The organism is Dokdonella ginsengisoli (assembly GCF_042652785.1).
GTDB classification, from domain to species: domain Bacteria; phylum Pseudomonadota; class Gammaproteobacteria; order Xanthomonadales; family Rhodanobacteraceae; genus Dokdonella_A; species Dokdonella_A ginsengisoli.
Map to the genome: position 1 here is coordinate 99,734 of NZ_JBHSHD010000003.1, position 19,953 is coordinate 119,686.

A 19,953-nucleotide genomic window follows, 5' to 3' on the forward strand; every position below is an offset into this window, starting at 1 on the left:
TGGGCGCGGGTGTTAGCATTACAGGCTCGCATTCTCGCCTGTCCGCCCGCGATGCTGAAGTTCTGGAAAAGGAAGAAGCCGGCCGATGCAGCGCCGGCGCAGGAAGCGCCCGTCGAAACCGCGGCCGATGCCGATGCGGCGACCGAAGCCGCCGCGCAGGTTCCCGCGCCGGAGCCGTCCGCGCAAGCGGAGCCCGAGCCGGCCGCCGAATCCGCAGCCGTCGCCGACAGCTTCGCGACAGCGCCGGAGGCCGCCGCCGAACCGCCTGCGCCTCCGGCGAAACGCTCGTGGCGCGAGCGCCTCTCCGGCAGCGGCTTCGCACGCGGCCTGTCGTCGCTGTTCACGCGCAATCCGGCACTCGACGACGCCTTCCTCGACGAGCTGGAAACCTGCCTGATTACCGCCGACGTCGGCGTCGCCGCCGCGACCGAGCTGATCGAGAAGCTGCGCAAGCGCGTCGACCGCCGCGAGTTCGCCGATGCCCGCGCCCTGCTCGCCGCGCTGCGCACGGAACTGGTCCAGCAGCTCCAGCCGGTCGAGAAGCCGCTCGACGTCGGTGGGCGCAGACCCTTCGTGCTGCTGATGGTCGGCGTCAACGGCGTCGGCAAGACCACGACCATCGGCAAGCTGGCCCACCGCTTCCGCGGCGAGGGCCGCTCGGTGCTGCTCGCCGCCGGCGACACCTTCCGCGCCGCGGCGGTCGAGCAGCTGCGGACCTGGGGCGACCGCAACGGCGTGCCGGTCATCGCGCAGGGTTCCGGCGCGGACTCGGCCAGCGTGATCTTCGACGCGCTGCAGACCGCGCGCTCGCGCGGCACCGACGTGCTGATTGCCGACACCGCCGGCCGCCTGCACACGCAATCCGGCCTGATGGACGAACTGGCGAAGATCCGCCGCGTGCTCGGCAAGCTCGACGCCGACGCGCCGCACGAGGCCCTGCTGGTCATCGACGGCACCACCGGCCAGAACGCGATCAGCCAGGTACGCCAGTTCCAGCAGGCGATCGGCGTCAGCGGCCTGGTGGTGACCAAGCTCGACGGCACCGCCAAGGGCGGCGTGGTGTTCGCGCTCGCGCGCGAGTTCGGCCTGCCGATCCGCTACGTCGGCCTGGGCGAGTCCGCCGAGGACCTGCGTGCGTTCGACGCCGCGGCCTTCGTCGACGGCCTGCTGCCGGCGGCGTTGGGCAATGGCTGAAAACCCCGCGCCGAAAGCGCGGCCGCGCCGCCGGCGCTGGCCTTACGTGCTGCTGGCGCTGGCCCTGCTGGCCGGGATCGGCGCGCTGGTGCTGCGCCACTACACGCGGCCGGACAAGCTCACCGCGCTGCTGATCGAGCAGGCGCATTCGCAGCTGGGCCTCAAGCTGTCGCTGGCCGACAGCGCCGGCTTCGGCCTGCTGCCGCGGCTGCGCGTGCTGCTGCCGAAATCCTCGCTCGAAGCCGACGCCGGCGACGTGCTGCTCGATGCCGGCTCGATCGGCGTGATCGTGCCCTGGCACACGCTCTGGGGCGAACGCGTCGACATCGAACGCATCGAGATCGAAAGGCCGCGCCTCGACCTCGACGCGCTCTCGCGCTGGCTCGCCGCGCGTCCGTCCGGCGGCGCCGCGCCGGACGTGCGCTTCGCCGTGCAGGTGCGCAACGGCACGCTGCTCGCGTCCGGCAAGCCGCTCGCCGAAGGCCTGAACCTCGAATTCGCCAACGCCGGCGATCTCGCCGCGTGGCTCGGCCGCATGCGCGAGGCGAACTCGGCCCTGCTGCCGCCGCTGAGCGGCAGCGCCGAGGCCGCCAGCGTGCAGATCGGCGACACGCGCATGGAAGGCCTGCGCGTGGAGCTGCGCGACGACGCGCCCGCACCGCAGCGATGACCGCGCAAGGCTCCTTCGCGCCGGACGAGACGTTCGCGGCGCCGCTGCTCGCCTGGTACGACGATCACGGACGCAAGGACCTGCCGTGGCAGCGCGACCGCAGCGCGTACCGCGTCTGGCTCAGCGAAGTGATGCTGCAGCAGACCCAGGTGCGCACGGTGATCCCGTACTTCGAGCGCTTCGTCGCCGCGCTGCCGGACCTGCGCACGCTCGCCGAAGCGCCGCAGGACCGCGTGCTCGCGCTGTGGTCGGGGCTGGGCTACTACAGCCGCGCGCGCAACCTGCACCGCACCGCGCAGATCTGCGTCGCCGAGCACGGCGCCGAACTTCCGCGCGACGTCGAGGCGCTGTCGGCGCTGCCCGGCATCGGCCGTTCGACCGCAGCGGCGATCCTGGCGCAGACCTGGGGCGAGCGCCACGCGATCCTCGACGGCAACGTGCGCCGCGTGCTCGCGCGCTGGCACGGCCTGCGCGGCTGGCCCGGAGAGACCGCGACGCAGCGCGAGCTGTGGCGACTGGCCGAACGCCACACGCCGCACGAGCGCGTCGCAGACTACACGCAGGCGATCATGGATCTGGGCGCGACGCTGTGCGTGCGCTCGCGTCCGCACTGCCTGCGCTGCCCGGTCGCGCCGGGCTGCGTCGCGCTGCGCGACGGGCTGACCGCACAGCTGCCTGCGCGCAAGCCCACTCGCGAAAAACCGACGCGTGCGACGACCATGCTGATCGTGCGCGACGCGCAGCGGCGCACCCTGCTCGAACGCCGCCCTCCGACCGGCGTGTGGGCCGGCCTGTGGAGCCTGCCGGAGACCGACGATGCGGCCGGCGCGTCACGACGCCTGCTCGACCGCTACGCCGTGCGCGTCGACGACGGCGTCGCGCTCGCGCGCTTCGTGCACACGTTCAGCCACTATCATCTGGAGATCGCACCGCTCCTGCTCGAACGCGCCGTGCCGCTCGATCGCGTCGCCGATGCGCCCGACCGGGCCTGGTACGGGCCGGACGAACTGGAATCGCTCGGCCTGCCGGCGCCGGTGCGCAAGCTGCTGCAAACCTTGAACGAGGAAGTCCGATGACGCGCACGGTGCACTGCGTGAAACTGCAACGCGAAGGCGAAGGACTCGCCTTCGCGCCCTGGCCGGGCGAACTCGGCCGGCGCATCTACGAGCAGGTCAGCAAGCAGGCCTGGCAGGAATGGCTCGCGCACCAGACCATGCTGATCAACGAGAACCGCCTGAACCCGCTCGATGCGAAGACGCGCGAATTCATCGCGGCGGAAATGGAGAAGTACTTCTTCGGCGGCGGTTCGGAAAAACCCTCCGGCTACATCGCGCCGGAAAGCTGAAGGCGCGCGCCGGGTTCGGCGCGCGCCGGTCGTTTCGCCTAGCCGCTGATCGCGCGATCCTTCAGCATGCGCGCATAGTCGATCGGCTGGATTTCGACGATGGGGCAGCTGTCGGAGCCGCTGGCGTTGAAGCCCGAGCTTTTCCCGGAAGCCAGGCCGGCGGAATAGCCGCTCACCACCGCATCCGCGCCGCTGACGATCGCGTCCGTCGCGCGTCGCGAGGTGACGTAGATGCCGGGGTTCAGCTGCAAGGCCTGGCACGGCGCCTCGACGGTCAGCAGATACGCCTTCTTGCCTCCGGTGAAGGCCACGATCTTGTCCGGGCCGACCGGCTGCCACCGGGGGATGCCCCGGACCCCGTCGACTCTTTCCACCGGCTCCTGCAGATACGGCGCGAAGCGCTCGAAATTCCTCTTCTGCGTCTGCGGCGTATCCGCCTGTGCGCTGCCGGTCAACACCAGCGCACCGAGCAACAACCCTGCAATCGGACCCTTCATCGCGATTCTCCTTGTCGTGGGCTCATCGAAAGACGGTCCGCACGGCGGCCTGCGACGCTGCTCCCGAACGACGATCGACCCGCGGCTCGACCCTGCATGCATTCGACCGCGCCGCGATCGTCGTCGGACGGAAACCGCGCAAGGCCTGCGCACGCGACCGACGTGATGATCATGCGCCGGGATTTTCACCGCCGCAACGAGAATCCTGAGGCGGTACATGAAGAACGTTTCATCCGCCGGATTCGAAACGCGCCGCGCCGGGGCGCGCCGGAAACCGGCGGTGCCGCGCCCGCGATTTCAGCGCTTCGCGTCCGCGGCATCCCCGGATTCGCCCGCGCTCCCGCGATCGCCTCCCCTGCGCGCGCTTTCCATGCGCCGGTAGTCGACCGGCCGGATCTCGGCGATGCGGCAGCGGTCGTCGTCGGCGAGCACCGCATCCATGCGCCGCATGACGGTATGGCTGGCCTGCGACGTCACGGCGAGATTGCCGCTCCACTGCAACTGCGTGCAGGGCGTCTCGACGGTCAGCAGATAGGCGTCGTTGGGCGTGGTCCAGACCACGACCTTGTCCGGTCCGACCAGCTGCCATTTGTACATCCACCAGAACTTGAACTGCTCCACCGGCTCCTGCAGGTAGGGCGTGAAGCGCTCGAGATTCCTGGCCTGGGTTTCCGGCGTGTCCGCCCGCGCGCCGCCGGCCAGCAGCAGCGCACCGCACAGCAGCCCCGCGATCGGTCTTTTCATGGCTCGTCTCCGTGGATCGGCTCATCCCGCAAGACGTGGCCGGCGGCGGTTCCGACGCAGCGCTTGCCGGCGCCGCTCAGCCGGCGTTGCCGCGGACGTCCGCTCGCGGCGGGGACGGCGCCGGGCCGGAAAGCCGCGCCGCGCTCAGCTGACTTCGTCGCCCGCCGGCTCGGCCGGCTTCGGCGGCTTGCCGTCCATGCGCCGGACGTCGATCGGCTCGATCTCGAGGATGCGGCAGCGGGCGCTGCCGGCGGTCACCGAATCCACCTGACGCGTGACGGTGTGGCTCGCCTGCTGCGTGAGCTCGATCTGCGCGGCCGACTGCAGCTGCTCGCACGGCGTCTGGACGGTGAGCAGGTAGGCGTCGTCGGCGCTCGACCAGACCGCGACCTTGTCCTCGCTGGCGAGCTGCCACTTGTACAGCGACGGGAAGGCGAACTGGTCGACCGGATCCTGCAAGTAGGGCGCGAACTTTTCCAGACTCTTCTTCTGGGTCTGCGGCGTCGCCGCCTGCGCCGCGCCGCCGAGGAGCAGCACACCGCACAGCAGACCTGCGAGCGGGGTTTTCATCGCGATTCTCCGTGGATGGACGTTGCGGGACGGCGCGGAAGCGGGTCCCGAAACGGCCGCCCTCCCCTCGCTCAGGTATCGCCGCGGTCCAGCGCACGCTCGACCGCACCGCGATCGCTGTCGGACAGACGTCGCGCGACGTCCCGGTAGCGCGCGACCAGATCGGCATCCTGCGGCATGACTCTCGCCAGCGCAACGAGCACTTCGCGGCATTCGTGGTCCGAACCGATGCGATCTGCGACGTCCAGCACACTCCGCGCGCCGAGCTTGCCGAATTTCGGCGTGCGCAGCAGCGCCAGCAGGGCTTCGCGGCGCTCGTAGTCCGAGCCGATGCCGTCGACCGCCGTCGCGTACGCCGAGGCGATGTGCTCGCTGTCGCCGGCGCGGCGGATCGCCGCCGCCAGCAGCTCCCGCCGCTCGTAGTCCGAACCGATCGCGTTCGCCGACTGGATGACCTGCCCGATGGTCGCGTCGTCGAGTGGATCGGCGTCGAGCATCGCGCCCAGCGTGCGCCGGCGCTCGTAGTCCGAGCCGATCTCCTCCACGGCCTGGAGCCAGGCCGTGCGCAGCTCCGGCTTGGCGGACAGCCTGGGCAGCAGGCTGGTGAGCATTTCGGCGCGCTCGTAGTCCGAACCGATCTTGTCGACCTGGCTGAGCACGAGCTTCTGCTGCGCCTCGTCGAACGGTGCGACCGCGCCGAGGGCAGTCAGCGCATTGCGGCGCTCGTAGTCGGAATCGAGCCCGTCGATCACCTGCAGCGCGCGCGTGACCTCGGCCGGCTTCAGGCGGCCGAGCGCGAGCAGCTGCTCCAGGTAGATGCGCCGCGCGTAGCCGGACTGGATGTGGCCGATCTCGTCGAACACGGCGTCCGCGCCGCCGGCCGCGTGGATGCGCTTGACGCGCGCCTCGGCGCCGATCGCGCTGTCGCGGATGACGGACGGGATCAGCGCCGCGATCCATGCACGGCCGGCGTCGTCGATCGGCTGCTCGCGATCGTCGACGAAGTAGCGCTGCGACAGCGCACCGTCGCGCATCGTGTACTCGACGCGGCGCTCCACGCCTTTGCGCGTCTCGGCGAACCGCGCGCTGCCGCCATCACTGAGGCTGGCCACGCCGTCCTCGCGATCGTTGAAGGCGACCTTGCCCTTGATCTGCACGTCGAGCTGGCGATCGCCGTCGTCGAGCTTGACGCTGGTGTAGGCGCGCTTGATGCCGAGCACGTCGATGTCGCCGGAGATGTGCACGTGCTTGTCGCTGCCCGCCGGCGGAGGTGGTGGCGGCGGCGGCGGTGGAGGCGGTGAAGGTGCCGGCGGAGGCGGCGGCGCCGGCTGCGCGAACGCCGCGCCGAAACCGGGCAGCGCCACGCTGGCCAGCACCAGCGCGAACATCACGGCGGCGGCAGCGCGCGCGCGCGACAACGTGGTATCCATCGGCGATCCTCCGATCAGGTGGTCGATGCGTTGCAGCAGCGGTGACTCGCGCTGCGCCATGCCCGGAACGAGCATGCTGTCGAAGCCGGCGATGCGGCGCTCGGCACATTCGGCCAGGCATTCCGCCAGCGAGCGGCCGTCGCCGAGATGGCACGCCGCCCATGCATCGCAGGCCAGTTCCGCCGTCTCGTCGAGCCGGCGCCGCGCCAGCGTCGCCAGCGGCAGGAACCAGAGCACGGCACTCCACAACGCAGTGGCGAGTTTCCAATACGGATCGCGCCGCGCGAGATGGGCCGTCTCGTGCGCGAGCATCGCGCGTAGCTGCTCGCGATCGAGCAGTTCCACCGACCAGCGCGGCAGCACGACCCGATCGGCGCCGACCGCGATCGGGCTGGCGAGATCGTCGAGCAGAGCCAACCGCGGCGTCCGGATGCCGGCCTGGATGGCGAGCGCCGCGGCATCGGTCGTCGCGGTCGCATCGTGCAGCGGCTCGGTCAGCGCGAGCCTGCGGCGCAGATGCAGCCAGGCGAACGCGAGGCGCATCAGGACGGCCACGGTGCCGGCGAGCCACGCCGCCAGCACCAGCGCCGGCCACGACAGCCCATGTGCAACCGGACCGGTGTCGGTCGCCGCGATCGCCGGCGCTGCGCGCGACGGCGCCGCGCCGCTGTGCGCAGTCGGAACAGCCGTGGCGACCACGGTTCCGGCGGAAGGCACGAGGCGATCGGATACGGCAGGCTCGCTCACCGCAGGCGCCGTCGACTGCGTCAGCGGCCAGGCGACGCGCAACGGCGTGCGCACGTCGGAAATGGCCTGCGCTCCCGCGGTCAGCAGTGCGCCGAACAGCGCGAACCGCCACAGCAGCTCGCGCCAAGCGGGGTGCCGCCGCAGCAGGCCGCGGTCGACCGCCCAGGCGAGCGTCAGCAGTACCGCCGCATGCGCGGCGACCGTCAGCAGGAACGCCAGCGTCGCTTCAATCGCCATTGCCGCCTCCCCGCGCCAGACGGCGCCTGACCTTGGCCAGATCGCCGGGCTCGATCTCCGATTCCTCGACCAGATGGGCCACAAGCTCGCGCGCGTCGCCGGCGAACAATGCACCGAGCAGACCGGCCACCATCGAACGCCGCACGTCGGCCTCGTCGACCAGGGCGCGATAGAACAGCTGACGCCCGTCGCGGCGCTGCGCGACCACGCCGCGCTTCTCCAGCCGCGTCAACAAGGTCGCCACCGTGGTGTGCTTCAGGCCGCGCTCGTTGGCGAGTTCCGCCGCGACCTCGGCCGTGCTCGTCTCGCCGCGCCGCCACAGCACGCGCATCAGCGCGATCTGCAGCTCGCTCAGGCTCACGTCGCGCGTCTTGCCCATGCCGACTCTCTTCTACCCATGTAGTACTACATTTGTAGTAGAAAGCCCGCGGCGAAGCAACAGGCCGGAAGTCACGCCACCCGGAAGACCGCGCGCGCCCGCCCTCGCCCGCCGGCTTGACGAAATCCCGGCCCGCGGCTCTAATACGCGGCCCCGCTGCGGCCGCCCTCCGGTCGCACGCACGCAGCACGCATGGCCGGGTAGCTCAGTTGGTAGAGCAGGGGATTGAAAATCCCCGTGTCGGCGGTTCGATTCCGTCCCCGGCCACCATATCAGCGTCTGACGATGTCCGAGGACGTCCGCCCAAGACGCGAAAACCGCCTGAAATAAGCCCTCTCGCGTCCGACAATGTCCGGGGACGTCTGGTGGCATCCGGCGGAAATGTGAGTAGCATAGTGAGTATGCCGGAGCACTCGCCGGCCCCCTACTCACTTTGGGGATACTCACCGTGTTGACCGACACGAAGCTGCGTACGCTCAAGCCCCGCGACCGCGTCTACCGCATCGCTGATGCGAATGGCCTCGCGATCGAAGTCACACCAGCCGGCTCGCGGATCTGGCGCTACCGATACCGCCACGCCGGCAAGGCCAGCATGGCAACCCTTGGCGAGTACCCCGCCGTTTCCCTGGTCGCGGCACGCCGACTCCGTGACGAGGCGCGCGCGACGCTACAGACCGGCGTCTCCCCCGTCGCCGCCGCTCGTGCACGCCGTACCGCACAGGCGGAGCGTGCGGAGAACACTTTCGGCGCCATCGCCCTCGAATGGCTCGATACGCACGGCGCCAAGCTCGCTGCGGGCACGCTCAAGCGCGACCGCTCCATGCTGGACCGATTCCTACTGCCGACGCTCGGCAGCCTTCCTGCGACCTCGATCCGCGCAGCCGACGTACTCGCGGCCCTACGACGTATCCAGGATCGAGGCATCGTCGAGACAGCGCATCGTGTGCGCGCGCTCGCCGGCAAGATCATGCGATACGCGGTCGCGACAGGGCGAGCCGAACGAAACCCCGTGGCCGACCTCGCCGGCGCACTGCCGCCGGCGGCATCGACGCACTTCGCCGCGCCGACCGATCCCGCGGAGGTCGGCGAGCTGCTACGCGCGATTCACGGCTACAACGGCCACGCGGTCGTAGCCGCCGCGCTCAAGCTCGCGCCACTGGTATTCGTGCGACCAGGTGAACTCCGCGCAATGCGCTGGGCTGACGTGGATCTAGACGCGGCGGAGTGGCGCTACACGGCCAACAAGACGGGTACGCCGCATATCGTGCCGCTGTCGCGGCCGGCACTGGAGGTTCTGCGAGAGCTGCACCAATTGACGGGAACGGGCGAGTTCGCCTTCCCGTCCGTCCGGTCGCGGCGCCGCTGCATCAGCGACAACACACTGAACGCCGCGCTGCGCCGGCTCGGCTACACGACAGAACAGATGACGTCCCATGGCTGGCGTGCCATTGCACGCACCTTGCTCGACGAGCAGCTCGGCTTCGCACCACATCTGATCGAGCATCAACTTGCCCACGCTGTTCGCGACCCGCTAGGCCGAGCCTACAACCGCACCTCGCATCTGCCTGAGCGCAAGAAGATGATGCAAGCCTGGGCAGACTATCTCGACACATTGCAGGTCGGGACAAACGTATTGCCGATGAAACGCCGGGCGTAAGAACTGATGTTCCGACTAGAGTCGTAGGACTTTCTCCTCAAAAAAACCTGGAAGCTGCAGCACTCCCCCAGGAACGTCACCTACGGGTAAGCTACGATCATCCTTGACCGTTGGACGGCTCGATGCGATCCATCACCTCCGCCAATGACTTCCTCGCCTATATTGGCGGACTGACCTCCAATTCGCATGGAGTATTCCGAGGGGTTAGCCGATATCCCGACTATAAACTAATTCCTACCCTCGGGCGCATGGCCGAGTATAAATCCCGCGATCCCGAAGCAAGAGAAGAATTGGAAGCTGGAATGCTGGAGCGATTTAGAAAAATCGCCATACAATTCGAGCCGTCCATACCTGAGAATCGTTGGGATCTATTGTCCGTCGCGCAACACCACGGCCTGCCAACACGCCTCCTAGATTGGACAACAAATCCACTAGTCGCAATATATTTTGCCTGCGAGAGTGCCTTAGATGCAGACGGCGCACTCTACGCTTTCCAAATCAAACGATTCAACGCGCCGCCAATTGATCCATTCTCGATTGAAGCAGGACTAGTCTTGGAGCTAAGTTATAACTCTCGGCGAGTGGCAGCACAAGCTGGCGTATTCACCGTTCACGCGAATCCGTGCGATGAACTTCGCCTTGGCCAAATTCAGGCGGGCATCCAAACCATAGTGATTAAAAGCGAAGCAAAGTTGCCCACGCTATCACTACTTAATACACTCGGCGTAAATCGCTCACGCCTTTTCCCCGACCTTCCGGGGATATGCACGCACCTTCGATGGGAGATCGAAAACGGGATTCTCCCACTCACCGGTTCTTCAAGGAGCTAGGCCATGTACTTTTCCATTCTCAAGTGGAAGCAAGGTGAGATCCGGGGTCTATCTGAGCTAGCCAACGACTTGCGCCCAGACATATCGGTCGTAGGTGAGATCCCCCCTCCTCCCTGGGATTCGGAAAATGAGCAACCTGCGAAGCCTCTTGACGAGCATCTTCGCAACGTACCGGATCAGATACGAGATATTGAACCGCGCGTCGAGCGAATTTTCCTCGATTTCCGTCAACTTGGCAGCCCAGACGATGTTGCGGCCCTCGATATCATGCTGCCGGGTCTGACAGAATTTCCAACTGTGGGATTCTCTCTCGGCACAACGACTGGCGGCTATAGCGAGCAGTACATTGCACGCGTTCTGCAGATCGCTCGCGACTCTGAGCGCCCGCTGGCCCTCAGGGTATCGAAGAACGATATGGCAACAATCAACTTTTCGGGATTCATCGAGAGCTGGCTCCAAGCTGCGGAGCTGAATTCCGGCCGCTTAAGTCTGCTGCTAGATTGCGGCGATCTAGATCAACCAAATCTTGCTGTGATTACGGCCGTTTGTGCCTCTGCGCTCAAGGACACAAGGCAAAAAGGATTTGCGCACGTTGCGGTTGGTGGAACAAGCTTCCCGTCCAATCTAGCGGGATTCCAGCGAGGCGAGAATGAAATCCCCCGGCACGAACTCAAACTCTGGACCGATACATTACAAGTAATGGGCACTGAGCCATTATCCTTTCTAGACTATGGCGTCACAAGCCGCGACCTCAATGAGCAGCTACCACTCCCGGCAATGCTGCAAATGACAGCGAATATCCGCTATACGGTTAGAAACCGGTTTCTTGTATTCCGGGCAGGACGTTTGCGCGAGCATGGATACGAGCAGTTTCGGGATCTAAGCGCACTCATTACTCAACATCAGGAGTACGCGGGACATACATTCTCATGGGGCGATAGATACATTTGGGATTGCGCAGCCAGTATCGTCACGGTTGGCAACAACACAACCTGGCGTAAAGTCGCAACCAACCATCACGTGACCTTCGTCATTGATGAACTGCGAAAGCTTGCCGCCGATTGAGGTCAAGACCTCGCGCGCAACTCGCCGGGACTTGAGTGCCCTGAGAACCTCACCGCGCAGTTGATCAAAGGGAAGCGACGAGCAAAGCCGTGCCCATAGAATGCGAACTGGCTTAGTGCGCACTCCGTGGTCGAGCCCAAGTCGCTCCAAGATCGATAGCGCCTCATCTCTCCAAAGAAGCTGAGCGAGCGCGAGCTGGTCAGGCGCGGGATTGGCCATTCCTTTCCGCACACTAGACAATACGGGCTGACCCTTGCGCCCTGTCCGTACGGAAATCAACCGCCACCACGCGGGAACGATGTCACGGGCCTTAGCGAGGTGACGCTCATCCACGACCAGCACTACACGATCGAACACGCGCGAATAGTAGTCAGCCTGAGTGGGAAGTCGGCGCAATGTATCCGACGCGCTTTTGATCTCGTACCCGACGAAGCTGCCATTGATGACAGCTATATCGATCCGCACGTCACCAAGGCAAACGGGCAGCTCAGGCACTACCCTAGTGTTCTCACACTGTATTTGGCGCTTCAGCTCTCTGGCGATCAGCGCACTGCGAACATCTGCGTCCTTCATGACACATCCGGCCAGGCTGGGCTCTTAGCCGTCTCCTATACTTTACGACGTCACACGCAAGACATCCATCCATCGGCAGCTCCGTTGGCGTGTGGCGATCGCCCTGGATAGACAGAGAAGCAATCCTAAACAAAACGATAGGAATGCTATCAAAATCAATAACTTGACTAACATTTTGGCGTCTGGAAAGATCGCACTACGCCGACGGTTGCACCCGCCGGCGTAGCACTTCCACAACGCAACCAGGAGTTACGTCATGGCAAACCAATCCTACGATCTCGCCGCCCCGATGTCCGCACTTTTCCTAGCCGAGCAGCAGGCGAGAGTCATCGCCGCGGCTGCAGTCAGCGAGACGAGTGACGAGAACCCTGCCGCGGACCCGACCTGCATCGCGACGCTGCTGACCGACCTGGCCGACCGCATCGCTGCTGCGCACGGTCAGCTCGATGCGCTCGCTTTGCGCGCGGCGGCTTGACGCAGGCTGCACCGGGGAGTCGGTGATAGCGCCGGCTCCTCTCCGCGATGCTCGACCTTGAAGGCGGAAGATGAAGGACAGCTCTGAATTCAATCTGCTCGGAAAGGACTACCTGACCGAAGCCGAGGCGGCGCACTACTGCTGCGTGTCCCTTTCTCACTTCCAGCAATCCACGGACACGCTGGCGGAAGCTGGCGTGCGCGCGCGCCGCAACCTTGGCAAGAAGGTTTTCTTGCGAGCCGAGCTGTCGCGGATGATCGAGAATGCCCCGACTTGGTTTCCGGTTGTCGTCGCAACCGGTCCGCGGATGTTCAACGGACAGACCCCAAACTTCGAGAGCCTCGTCGACCCCTTGGGCAACTTGACGAACGCTCGGCTAAGGCCGTACGTGCCGCGGAAAAAGCGGACTGAGACGCCGAGTTAGGCAAACGTCGTGACTGAGCTTGTCGACCTGGAGGATCTGAACCTCCTCCGCTTCCCTCGATCACCGAGGAATCCGAAGACGCTGCAGCGTCTCGCGCGCAACGGCGATCTGCCGGGCGCGCGGATGATCGGTGGTCGCTGGTTCGTTGACCTTGAGAAGTTCGACGCCCCAGCGACCTCAATGCCGACTGCCTTGGCGTTCGAGCCGATCGAGGTGACACGCGCGCGGGTGCGGATGCTGGTCGAACAAGGGCGGAGGTAGACTCTGCTCAATCCGCGCGTTGCTTGGTAGCCTCTTGGTTCAAGGTTCCATGCGTGCCTCGCGGTCGACATCTGCCGCAATGCGGTTTCGCTCCATCGCTAGCTCGTCCAGCCGTGCACGACGTTCCGCCGGCGTCAGCGCGCGATCCTGCTCGACCTGGCGCTGCTCGGCTCGATTCCGCGCAAGCGCTTTCGCGCCACCGCGATAGAGCCCCAGCTTGTCCAGCTTCGGCGCCAGCGCCTCCGCTGCGACATCGTCGCCGGCGCGCGCTGCCTCGCGGCGGGCAGCGTAGACCTGCTCAAGCTCGCGCTGCATGGCGTACAGGCGCTCGACGTACTTCGAGGATCCGCCGCGCGCTTCCTTGACGAAGTCACCCAGTACCGGCCAGTTCCGCAGCCTGGCCGGATCACGGCCTGGATTCGGCGGGAGATCGGTGAACGGGCGAGCCATGACGTCGGCGACGTTGAGGGCTTGCACGCCGAGCCAGCCGAGATAGCCGCCGACCAAGTGCTCGATCATGTTCGGCGAGGAGTTCGTCAGCTTGCCGAGCTGGACAGCGGCCGCCGATGAGCGTGAGGTGTACCGGTTCTCTGGTGGCAGCCGCTCTTGTCCCTGCGAATCGATGGGGCGGCCGCGGAAGCTGTCGTAGTTGAACGCAACCTCCAGTGCTGGCCGGACAGCTTGGGGGATTGGATTCATCGCGAGCTGCGAGACCACCAATTCCTGCAGCGAGTTCGCGAAGTCACGAGCGCGGTAGTCATCGCGGGCGACGGCCAGCTCGACGCTACGTTCCGCGACCGTGCCGAGGGCGCCGATCTCGAAGGGCTTCGGCAGATAAAGGAACTTGTCGCCGAGCTTGATCGCCCAGTAGGCGTTCCGCACGTAGTCGGGCAGCGCGCGATAGTCCTCGTCTTCGCGCTGCGCGAGATAGAGCGCCACCGATGCGAGTGCGACGGCACCGGTGATGGCAGCAAACCGCTGCGGACTGGCCTTCGCACCGCGGCCAAGCCGATACAGGCCCTGGGCGCGTGCATTCGCGAACGGGACCGTTTGCGCCAGTAGGCGAACGGCAGCCCACTTTCCGGCCATCGTGAAATCGAGGAGATCACGCGCCTCGTAGCTTGCTTCCAAGTGAGATTTGCCGGCGGCGCGAGCGCGTTCGTAGATGGCGGCGCGATTCACCGACTCGCCGCGGTCGCCGAGTTCCTGATACGAGTGCCAGGCTTCGCGCAGCGCCTTCTTGATTTTGGCCGACGAGTCGAGGATTCGGCTTTCGTCGACGCCACTGGCGATCAAGCGCTTGGCCGCCGCGGCGTGATCGCCGTCCGTCAACGAGCCGAAGCGGACCTTCCCGCCGCCGGCGAGCAACCGGATGTCGGTTTCGCTACCTGGTTTTGTGGCAGCCCAGCCGTCGACGAGGTTGCGTATCGGATTGGTGCCGGTATGGTCGCTCACCGCCAGCGCGGTCAGCGTGTCGCGCAACAGGTTGCGGATTCGGAATGCCGGCGACACCGTGACGCCGAAGCTCAGCGCGCGCTTGAATCGGGACGCGACGCGCAGGGCCGGCGACTGCCAGCCATTGAAATGCAGCATCGTCAGTGCATCGACCAACAGCGGATCGCTGACCTCGTAGTGCTCGGCTTTACCGTCGATGCGGACGCGCAGAGACGTCTTGCTCGGTTCCTCGACGCGCCGAGCCTCGCCGACCTTCGCCGCCGCGGCAAGCGCCTTCGTCGCAGCCATGTTGCGCATCGAGGAGACTAAAAGGCGGTTCCAATTCTCCAGCGTATTGGCGAGCAAGTCGCCGAGCGGTTGTGTACCGCCCTTCAGCGCTTCGATCGGCTCCTCGGTTCCTTTCTTCACCAACGGCGGCGTGAGATCGGCTGGATCGAGCGAGCCAGACTCGCCGAGATCGGTGCGCCGAAATGGCACGTAGAACTCCTGAGCCCACTTCTCGCGCGATGCCGCGGAGATCAAGCCGGCTTCTTCGGCGACGTCGAGGATCGCTTTCTGGTATCGATTGAATTCGACCAACGCGCGCGCATAGGCGCCAGCACGACTCCGGCCGTCCGGAAGCCTACCTTGATTGAGCCGCTTCAACGCGGTGATGTCGGCCTCGGTGAACAAGCGTTCGCGACCTTCGCGCGCAAGACGCTCGGCGCGATTGCCGGCGACCCACGCGAAAAAGAGATCGTGCTCGCCGGCCAGCTCAGATAGCACACCCCGAAGTCCCTTACCGTCCGAAGTCACGTCCAGCGCACCGTCGGTGAGCTTTACCGGACCATGGAGGAACGATGCCTCTACGGCCCCGTCGACGCCGCGACTCAACCGTGCCTGCTGGTAGGCGACCGAATCGAGATCTTTGATCGGCGCGAATTGATCGACCAGCCCCTGCACGGCCTTCTCGTGCCAGCGCGAGGAAAGGCTCCTGAATTTGGCGCTCAGAGACTCCGGGCGAGCGCCAATCTTTTCGAGTGCGGCCTGCTGCGCGGGATCGAGGTCGCGTCGCTTCGCTACAGGCGCCAGGGCTTCTCGATCGCCGGCAGCGCGCGACGTGCGCTGGAACATTGGCCGCGACTTCGATTCGGGAGCGTCGGCGCTGAGAGCAGCCTGACGGGCCTCACGCAGGACATGCGCGAGATCGGTGGCACCGTACCGCGATAACTCCGCGAAGCCGTTCCTCCGCAGCCAGTCTCGCAAGGCGCCGACCCATTCCTGCAGGGTACGGTGCAGCGTACCGGTGGTCCGGCTCATGTGAGCCAACAGCTCCTCCATGAGGATCAGCCGTTGATCGCGTGCGGCAATCTTGGAGTTACCGAGCACGCCTGCCTCGTAGTCCGACAAGTCGATGCCCTGGTCGCGGGCGAGCTGGCGGACCCCTTCCAATCCGCCGACGCGATGGAGGATCTCGCCGAGTTTCGCTCCGAGCGCCGAGCCGTACTTGGCGCGAAGCCCGAAATGCGTAAAGTGCTCATGGTAGATCGCCTCGGCGACGTCGCCGACGGACCGAAGCCGATCACCAACGAGATACGTCTTCCCACGCCAATGAACTGCCCGAACATCCTCCGCCGCTGCGCCTTGCTCCTCCGCCGCCTTGCGAATCTCGGCCGGCAGGGAATCCCACGGCGTGACCACGACTCGGTTCGAGGCATTCACGCCAAGGATGCGACTGGCGAGTTCATGCACCTGCTCGTCGCGAAGCGTCGGCGCTGAATCGTCACGCGCGGCACGGGCGAACCGAATGTCCGGATCCGTTGCATCGAACGTCCCCCGGTTGTCGACGCTCTTGACTTGCTCGGGCCGGAAGGCGATCCACGACTTCGCCTCTGGCAATTCGATGCCGTCGAAGCCGCGTCGCTCCAACTTGGCGCGTAGCGCGCGTGCTTCGTCGGCGCTTCGGATGGCCTGTGCTTCATCGAGCGGCATGCGGTACGGGCGACGGATGGCGAGGTAGGCGTCGACGATACGAGCATCCGCCGGCCGTCCCTCGGCCGCGTTCTCGGCGTACCGGCCAGCCACCTCTCGGTTCGTCGTGAAGAAGTGACCGAGCGCCGATGTGGCATGCGCCGTCGCATTGCCGGAGTGCTCGTCTCGGAAGACGGTGAACTCCGCGCCAGTGCCGTGGTGAACGATCCGCGGTGCGCCGGCGTCGTCAATGACTTTCGAGCCGCGGAAGAACTTATTGAAGAAGGGGGAAGTGGTGCCACGTTCCCGCCACTCGCGCGCGGCCGAGGCGATGCGGTTCGGCAGTCGAGCCTCGGCCGAACCTAAGCCAGCTCCTTCTACCGAGCCGAACTCGGTTCGACTGGGATCAAGGCGGCTCGGCGCGCTGCCAGCTCCACCACTTTCGCCGGATCCTTCGGCCACGAGTCCATCAGCGCGAACAGGCGATCCGCTTCCTGCCTCTCCGTTTCGGTCGACTCGGGCCAAGTCTGTGGTGGCGGTCGGATGATCGGAGCCATTTCCTTCTGCGAGCAAATCGCGGACAGCCCGCGCGGCAACGGCATCATCCGTCGAGCGTGTTGCCTCTGCAATCGCCCTGAATGAAATTCCGCTGCTGACGGCTTGGTCAATCAGGGCATCAAGAGGTTGCCCAACCGAAGCATCCTCGCCAGGTATTCGCTGCGCATGCGAGTCCAGCGGGGATGCTTCGGTGCCTTCGCGAGCCGGGACGTCTCCAGTATTCGCGGTGGCGATGGGCTCCGCAGCCGGCTCATCCATGAGCGAGCGGCGGGGTATTGCCAGCGGCTCGGCTTCGGTGCCGGGTCGCTGTAGTTCCGCCAGCGCGTCGTCCACGACGGGCGGCGGCGGAAGGTTCGTAGCACTGGTTTCGCCGAAGGGGCGCGGCGGCAGTGCCTCGTCAGCAGCAGCGACGCCCTCCTTCGGGGCGGCGAGCCAGTCGGGAAGCGGAAGCACCTCGTCTGCGGCGATGCCGTGTTGCTCCGCGATGCGTTCCGCGAGCGAACGGGCCTCGCCGAAGTCGGCAATGTCGCCAAGCGCAGCGTCGAAAGCGGCTCGCGCGGCGATGACCGACTCGCCGGCCGCGGCCGGCGCGGGGATGGCCTCAGGAGGTGGCACGTCGATCGGCTTGGCCGTTCTCGGATCGAACTGGTCGAACAGATTTGCGGTATCCGTGGTTTCGCGCAGCTCTACGCGATCTGGAGCGAAGTCCCGGCGTGAAGGCTTACCGGCGAGGACATCCACATGACCATCGGTTCGGGGCGCTGGCCCCGCGCCGTGCATGCCGCCGATCGCGCCGCCAAAAATGGCCCCTGCCGCCGTGTCGAACGGATCGAACTCTCGTTGAAGCGACTCCGGCGACACTGCGTTCTCGATCTGTCGCTGCGCCTCGGCCGCGCCAGCGCCGATCGCCGCGCCGGAGGCGAGGCGCACCGGCAACGAGGCGCCGACACTGGCGGGCAGCGCGCCAGAGGCCAGGGTCGTGGCGCCCGTCACCGCTGCCCCGCCGAGCGCGTCGATGCGGTTCTGGCCGGCGGCGACTCCCTGCTCGTAGCGCTGCCGCGCATTCTCCGCCGCCGGAAGCGTCATCGCGCGGGCGCCGGCGAGCATGCGCCCCACGACGCCCACCCCTGCCGAGCCACCGGATGCAACGATTGCGGCGAGGTCGGGCACAACAGCGCCGGCGAAATCCGCGCTGCGCGCCGCGTAGTTGTCCTTCGCGACCGCCTCCGGCGCGATGTCGCGCGCGGCCTGGCGCGCCTGGTCGGCGGTCGACGGGATGCCGGTGAACGGCGCCGAGATGGCTTCGGCCATGCCGCTAGGCGTGCCCTGCTGCAGCAACGCAGCGAGGTCGATCGAGCGTGACGCCGCGGAGCGACCAGCGCGCTCCAACCATCCCGAGACGCCGAGCCGATACGGCGCGGTTGAGTCGGCGCCGGCGTCGACGTTGGAGAAGTCAGGGTGCGACGCGTCGAAGGCGTCGAACGGATTGTCCGTTCCCGAGAGTGCCGTATTGTCGAACTGATCGAAGGGGTTGTCGGCCATCGTTATCGCCCCAACACCGAGGCCGCGGCACCGACGCCGTATTTAGCATCAAACTGCGCGCGCAGATTTGGGTTCGATTTCAGCATCGCAACTGCAGCATCCGGGATCACGGGCGTTGTTACGTTGCCCGACGTGGATCCCGCGCGCATACGTTCCACGGGACCGGAACCCTGAGTGCCGCTGAGGTACTGCGACGCGAACTGCCGTGTCAGCTCAGCGGCGTACTGCTGCGCTTCATTAACCTTCGCTGGCGATGAGAAATCGCTGGATGGCAGGAGCTTCGTGAGCGTCGTGCGGTAGAAATCGCTGGCGGCCTGCTGAGGGTCCGCGCTGAGGCGGCGATTCGCCGTCGCATAGGCGCGCATCCATCGATCGGTCGTTGACTCGCCTTCGCGCGGCGGCATGTTCTGGAGGAGAGCATCGACCTCCTGCAGCATCGCCGGCTTCTCGCCCTTGTGATTCAGCGAGCCAACGAATGGCTTCCCGTCGATGCTGGACGTGACGGGCGTGACTCGACCCGTGGAGTAGTCGAGCATCCCCGTCGTGCCGTCCGAGCCGACCACCGGCTCGCCGAAGTTCTTCGGGTTCTTGGCGCGCGCTTCTGCTGCTTCCTGCTGCGCCTTCACGCCGGCGTAGAGCGACTCCATGTAGACGTCGGGGCGGATCAACGTGCGCGCCAGGCGGGCAATCTCGTCGCCGCTCTGCATCGTCTGCGATCCACCGCGCTGCGAATGTATCGTGTACGTGCCATTCTCGTTGGGTTGGATCTCGACCCGGTTTCCGTCGGGCACGTGCGCGTTGTACCAGTCCTGGAAAATGGTCGGATCGCGACTCACTGCGTACTGCTGGAATAGCGGTGCGAGCGAGCGCTCCGCGCGCTTGTACTCCTGTCCGATGCGGGCATCGTCAAGCCCATACTCCGCAAGCTCGGCCTGCATGTTCTGGAGGCGCAGGCGCGAGCCGGACTCCGCGGATTCGCGGCGGTCGCGGTTGTCGGCGAGCCGCATCTCTTGCTGCGCGCGCGCCGCGCTCAGGCCGAAAGCCTGATCCTTCTGCGCCTCCTCGACCGGCCGGCGCGCGAGGCCGTGTTGATAGGCTTCCTGCTGCTGGCCGTACTGTGTGTCCTCACGTCCCTCCGTGACACCGCGACGTTCGAGCGCGTGCGTGCGATCCTCCTGCTGCTGGCCGTATGCGACATCCTCGCGCTGGTCCAGCGTCGCGCGGCGGTCGCGCGCGTATTTGCGCTCCTCGTTTCGGTAGTTGATCTCGTTCTGTCGATCGAGGCCGGAGTAGAAGCCATCGATGATCGCGCCCATGCTGATCGGATTCATGGTCATCCTCATCCTTGAA

17 protein-coding genes, 1 tRNA gene and 1 pseudogene are annotated in these 19,953 nt (G+C 66.2%); 11 read left to right on the plus strand and 8 right to left on the minus strand.

The genetic code is table 11. The features are described from left to right. The first annotated feature begins 51 nt into the window (after positions 1 to 51). From ftsY to ACFO6Q_RS02570, 4 genes are read left to right on the plus strand one after another with little or no spacing between them, the layout of a single operon-like run. A complete protein-coding gene (gene ftsY, locus ACFO6Q_RS02555; protein WP_380018936.1) occupies positions 52 to 1,194 on the plus strand; it encodes a signal recognition particle-docking protein FtsY in 1,143 nt (380 codons plus the stop codon). Then, positions 1,187 to 1,864 carry a hypothetical protein gene (locus ACFO6Q_RS02560; RefSeq protein ID WP_380018937.1) on the plus strand — a complete coding sequence of 226 codons (678 nt, stop codon included), beginning with the start codon at positions 1,187 to 1,189 and terminating at the stop codon, positions 1,862 to 1,864. The genes ftsY and ACFO6Q_RS02560 overlap by 8 nt, the downstream gene beginning before the upstream one ends. After that, positions 1,861 to 2,940, plus strand: a complete 1,080-nt coding sequence (mutY, locus tag ACFO6Q_RS02565; protein WP_380018938.1) for an A/G-specific adenine glycosylase — start codon at positions 1,861 to 1,863, stop codon at positions 2,938 to 2,940. The genes ACFO6Q_RS02560 and mutY overlap by 4 nt, the downstream gene beginning before the upstream one ends. Beyond that, positions 2,937 to 3,209, plus strand: coding sequence for an oxidative damage protection protein (locus ACFO6Q_RS02570; protein ID WP_380018939.1), 273 nt, complete (start codon positions 2,937 to 2,939; stop codon positions 3,207 to 3,209). The genes mutY and ACFO6Q_RS02570 overlap by 4 nt, the downstream gene beginning before the upstream one ends. A 38-nt stretch (positions 3,210 to 3,247) precedes the next feature. Here the strand turns inward: ACFO6Q_RS02570 and ACFO6Q_RS02575 are convergent, their stop codons facing one another. The 5 genes from ACFO6Q_RS02575 to ACFO6Q_RS02595 all read right to left on the minus strand — a co-directional run bounded on the left by ACFO6Q_RS02575 (position 3,248) and on the right by ACFO6Q_RS02595 (position 7,813). Further along, a complete protein-coding gene (locus ACFO6Q_RS02575) occupies positions 3,248 to 3,925 on the minus strand; it encodes a DUF6491 family protein (RefSeq protein ID WP_380018940.1) in 678 nt (225 codons plus the stop codon). 78 nt (positions 3,926 to 4,003) lie between these two features. Next, positions 4,004 to 4,450: a DUF6491 family protein gene (locus tag ACFO6Q_RS02580; RefSeq protein WP_380018941.1), complete on the minus strand. Its 447-nt coding sequence runs from the start codon at positions 4,448 to 4,450 to the stop codon at positions 4,004 to 4,006. Between the two features lie 144 nt (positions 4,451 to 4,594). After that, entirely contained in the window at positions 4,595 to 5,020 is a 426-nt protein-coding gene (locus tag ACFO6Q_RS02585) for a DUF6491 family protein (RefSeq protein ID WP_380018942.1), read from the minus strand. A 71-nt stretch (positions 5,021 to 5,091) separates the two neighbouring features. Then, positions 5,092 to 7,434: a M56 family metallopeptidase gene (locus ACFO6Q_RS02590; protein ID WP_380018943.1), complete on the minus strand. Its 2,343-nt coding sequence runs from the start codon at positions 7,432 to 7,434 to the stop codon at positions 5,092 to 5,094. Beyond that, positions 7,424 to 7,813, minus strand: a complete 390-nt coding sequence (locus tag ACFO6Q_RS02595) for a BlaI/MecI/CopY family transcriptional regulator (RefSeq protein WP_380018944.1) — start codon at positions 7,811 to 7,813, stop codon at positions 7,424 to 7,426. Before ACFO6Q_RS02595 ends, ACFO6Q_RS02590 begins: the two co-directional genes overlap by 11 nt. A gap of 194 nt (positions 7,814 to 8,007) precedes the next feature. On the opposite strand from ACFO6Q_RS02595, the gene ACFO6Q_RS02600 reads away from it, so the two are divergent. From ACFO6Q_RS02600 to ACFO6Q_RS02615, 4 genes are all read left to right on the plus strand, one after another. Further along, a tRNA-Phe gene (locus tag ACFO6Q_RS02600) sits at positions 8,008 to 8,083 on the plus strand. Positions 8,084 to 8,261: 178 nt separating this feature from the next. Further along, positions 8,262 to 9,470 carry a tyrosine-type recombinase/integrase gene (locus tag ACFO6Q_RS02605; protein ID WP_380018945.1) on the plus strand — a complete coding sequence of 403 codons (1,209 nt, stop codon included), beginning with the start codon at positions 8,262 to 8,264 and terminating at the stop codon, positions 9,468 to 9,470. A gap of 122 nt (positions 9,471 to 9,592) precedes the next feature. After that, a complete protein-coding gene (locus tag ACFO6Q_RS02610) occupies positions 9,593 to 10,300 on the plus strand; it encodes an FRG domain-containing protein (RefSeq protein WP_380018946.1) in 708 nt (235 codons plus the stop codon). A 3-nt stretch (positions 10,301 to 10,303) separates the two neighbouring features. After that, the gene (locus ACFO6Q_RS02615) at positions 10,304 to 11,365 is read left to right on the plus strand and encodes a beta family protein (RefSeq protein WP_380018947.1); all 1,062 of its coding nucleotides are present in this window, start codon (positions 10,304 to 10,306) and stop codon (positions 11,363 to 11,365) included. Between the two features lie 33 nt (positions 11,366 to 11,398). Here the strand turns inward: ACFO6Q_RS02615 and ACFO6Q_RS02620 are convergent. Then, positions 11,399 to 11,938 (minus strand): annotated as a pseudogene (locus ACFO6Q_RS02620) (sce7726 family protein); the annotation flags it as partial. 256 nt (positions 11,939 to 12,194) lie between these two features. Between ACFO6Q_RS02620 and ACFO6Q_RS02625 the strand changes: the two are divergent. From ACFO6Q_RS02625 to ACFO6Q_RS02635, 3 genes are all read left to right on the plus strand, one after another. Further along, positions 12,195 to 12,413, plus strand: coding sequence for a hypothetical protein (locus ACFO6Q_RS02625; RefSeq protein WP_380018948.1), 219 nt, complete (start codon positions 12,195 to 12,197; stop codon positions 12,411 to 12,413). A 70-nt stretch (positions 12,414 to 12,483) separates the two neighbouring features. Continuing rightward, positions 12,484 to 12,837, plus strand: a complete 354-nt coding sequence (locus tag ACFO6Q_RS02630) for a hypothetical protein (RefSeq protein WP_380018949.1) — start codon at positions 12,484 to 12,486, stop codon at positions 12,835 to 12,837. Positions 12,838 to 12,846: 9 nt separating this feature from the next. Further along, positions 12,847 to 13,098, plus strand: coding sequence for a hypothetical protein (locus ACFO6Q_RS02635; protein WP_380018950.1), 252 nt, complete (start codon positions 12,847 to 12,849; stop codon positions 13,096 to 13,098). Between the two features lie 39 nt (positions 13,099 to 13,137). Here the strand turns inward: ACFO6Q_RS02635 and ACFO6Q_RS02640 are convergent, their stop codons facing one another. After that, positions 13,138 to 18,603 (minus strand): LPD38 domain-containing protein, encoded by a 5,466-nt coding sequence (locus tag ACFO6Q_RS02640; protein WP_380018952.1) that lies wholly within the window; start codon positions 18,601 to 18,603, stop codon positions 13,138 to 13,140. Positions 18,604 to 18,605: 2 nt separating this feature from the next. After that, complete coding sequence (locus ACFO6Q_RS02645) at positions 18,606 to 19,934, minus strand: hypothetical protein (protein WP_380018953.1); 1,329 nt, start codon at positions 19,932 to 19,934, stop codon at positions 18,606 to 18,608. Positions 19,935 to 19,953 lie beyond the last annotated feature (19 nt).

What these genes read in the sequence shown, in the direction of transcription:
- ftsY (WP_380018936.1), top strand. Translation starts at nt 52, where the DNA reads ATGCTGAAGTTCTGGAAAAGGAAGAAGCCGGCCGATGCAGCGCCGGCG.
- ACFO6Q_RS02560 (WP_380018937.1), top strand. Translation starts at nt 1,187, where the DNA reads ATGGCTGAAAACCCCGCGCCGAAAGCGCGGCCGCGCCGCCGGCGCTGG.
- mutY (WP_380018938.1), top strand. Translation starts at nt 1,861, where the DNA reads ATGACCGCGCAAGGCTCCTTCGCGCCGGACGAGACGTTCGCGGCGCCG.
- ACFO6Q_RS02570 (WP_380018939.1), top strand. Translation starts at nt 2,937, where the DNA reads ATGACGCGCACGGTGCACTGCGTGAAACTGCAACGCGAAGGCGAAGGA.
- ACFO6Q_RS02575 (WP_380018940.1), bottom strand. Translation starts at nt 3,925, where the DNA reads ATGTACCGCCTCAGGATTCTCGTTGCGGCGGTGAAAATCCCGGCGCAT.
- ACFO6Q_RS02580 (WP_380018941.1), bottom strand. Translation starts at nt 4,450, where the DNA reads ATGAAAAGACCGATCGCGGGGCTGCTGTGCGGTGCGCTGCTGCTGGCC.
- ACFO6Q_RS02585 (WP_380018942.1), bottom strand. Translation starts at nt 5,020, where the DNA reads ATGAAAACCCCGCTCGCAGGTCTGCTGTGCGGTGTGCTGCTCCTCGGC.
- ACFO6Q_RS02590 (WP_380018943.1), bottom strand. Translation starts at nt 7,434, where the DNA reads ATGGCGATTGAAGCGACGCTGGCGTTCCTGCTGACGGTCGCCGCGCAT.
- ACFO6Q_RS02595 (WP_380018944.1), bottom strand. Translation starts at nt 7,813, where the DNA reads ATGGGCAAGACGCGCGACGTGAGCCTGAGCGAGCTGCAGATCGCGCTG.
- ACFO6Q_RS02610 (WP_380018946.1), top strand. Translation starts at nt 9,593, where the DNA reads ATGCGATCCATCACCTCCGCCAATGACTTCCTCGCCTATATTGGCGGA.
- ACFO6Q_RS02615 (WP_380018947.1), top strand. Translation starts at nt 10,304, where the DNA reads ATGTACTTTTCCATTCTCAAGTGGAAGCAAGGTGAGATCCGGGGTCTA.
- ACFO6Q_RS02625 (WP_380018948.1), top strand. Translation starts at nt 12,195, where the DNA reads ATGGCAAACCAATCCTACGATCTCGCCGCCCCGATGTCCGCACTTTTC.
- ACFO6Q_RS02630 (WP_380018949.1), top strand. Translation starts at nt 12,484, where the DNA reads ATGAAGGACAGCTCTGAATTCAATCTGCTCGGAAAGGACTACCTGACC.
- ACFO6Q_RS02640 (WP_380018952.1), bottom strand. Translation starts at nt 18,603, where the DNA reads ATGGCCGACAACCCCTTCGATCAGTTCGACAATACGGCACTCTCGGGA.
- ACFO6Q_RS02645 (WP_380018953.1), bottom strand. Translation starts at nt 19,934, where the DNA reads ATGAATCCGATCAGCATGGGCGCGATCATCGATGGCTTCTACTCCGGC.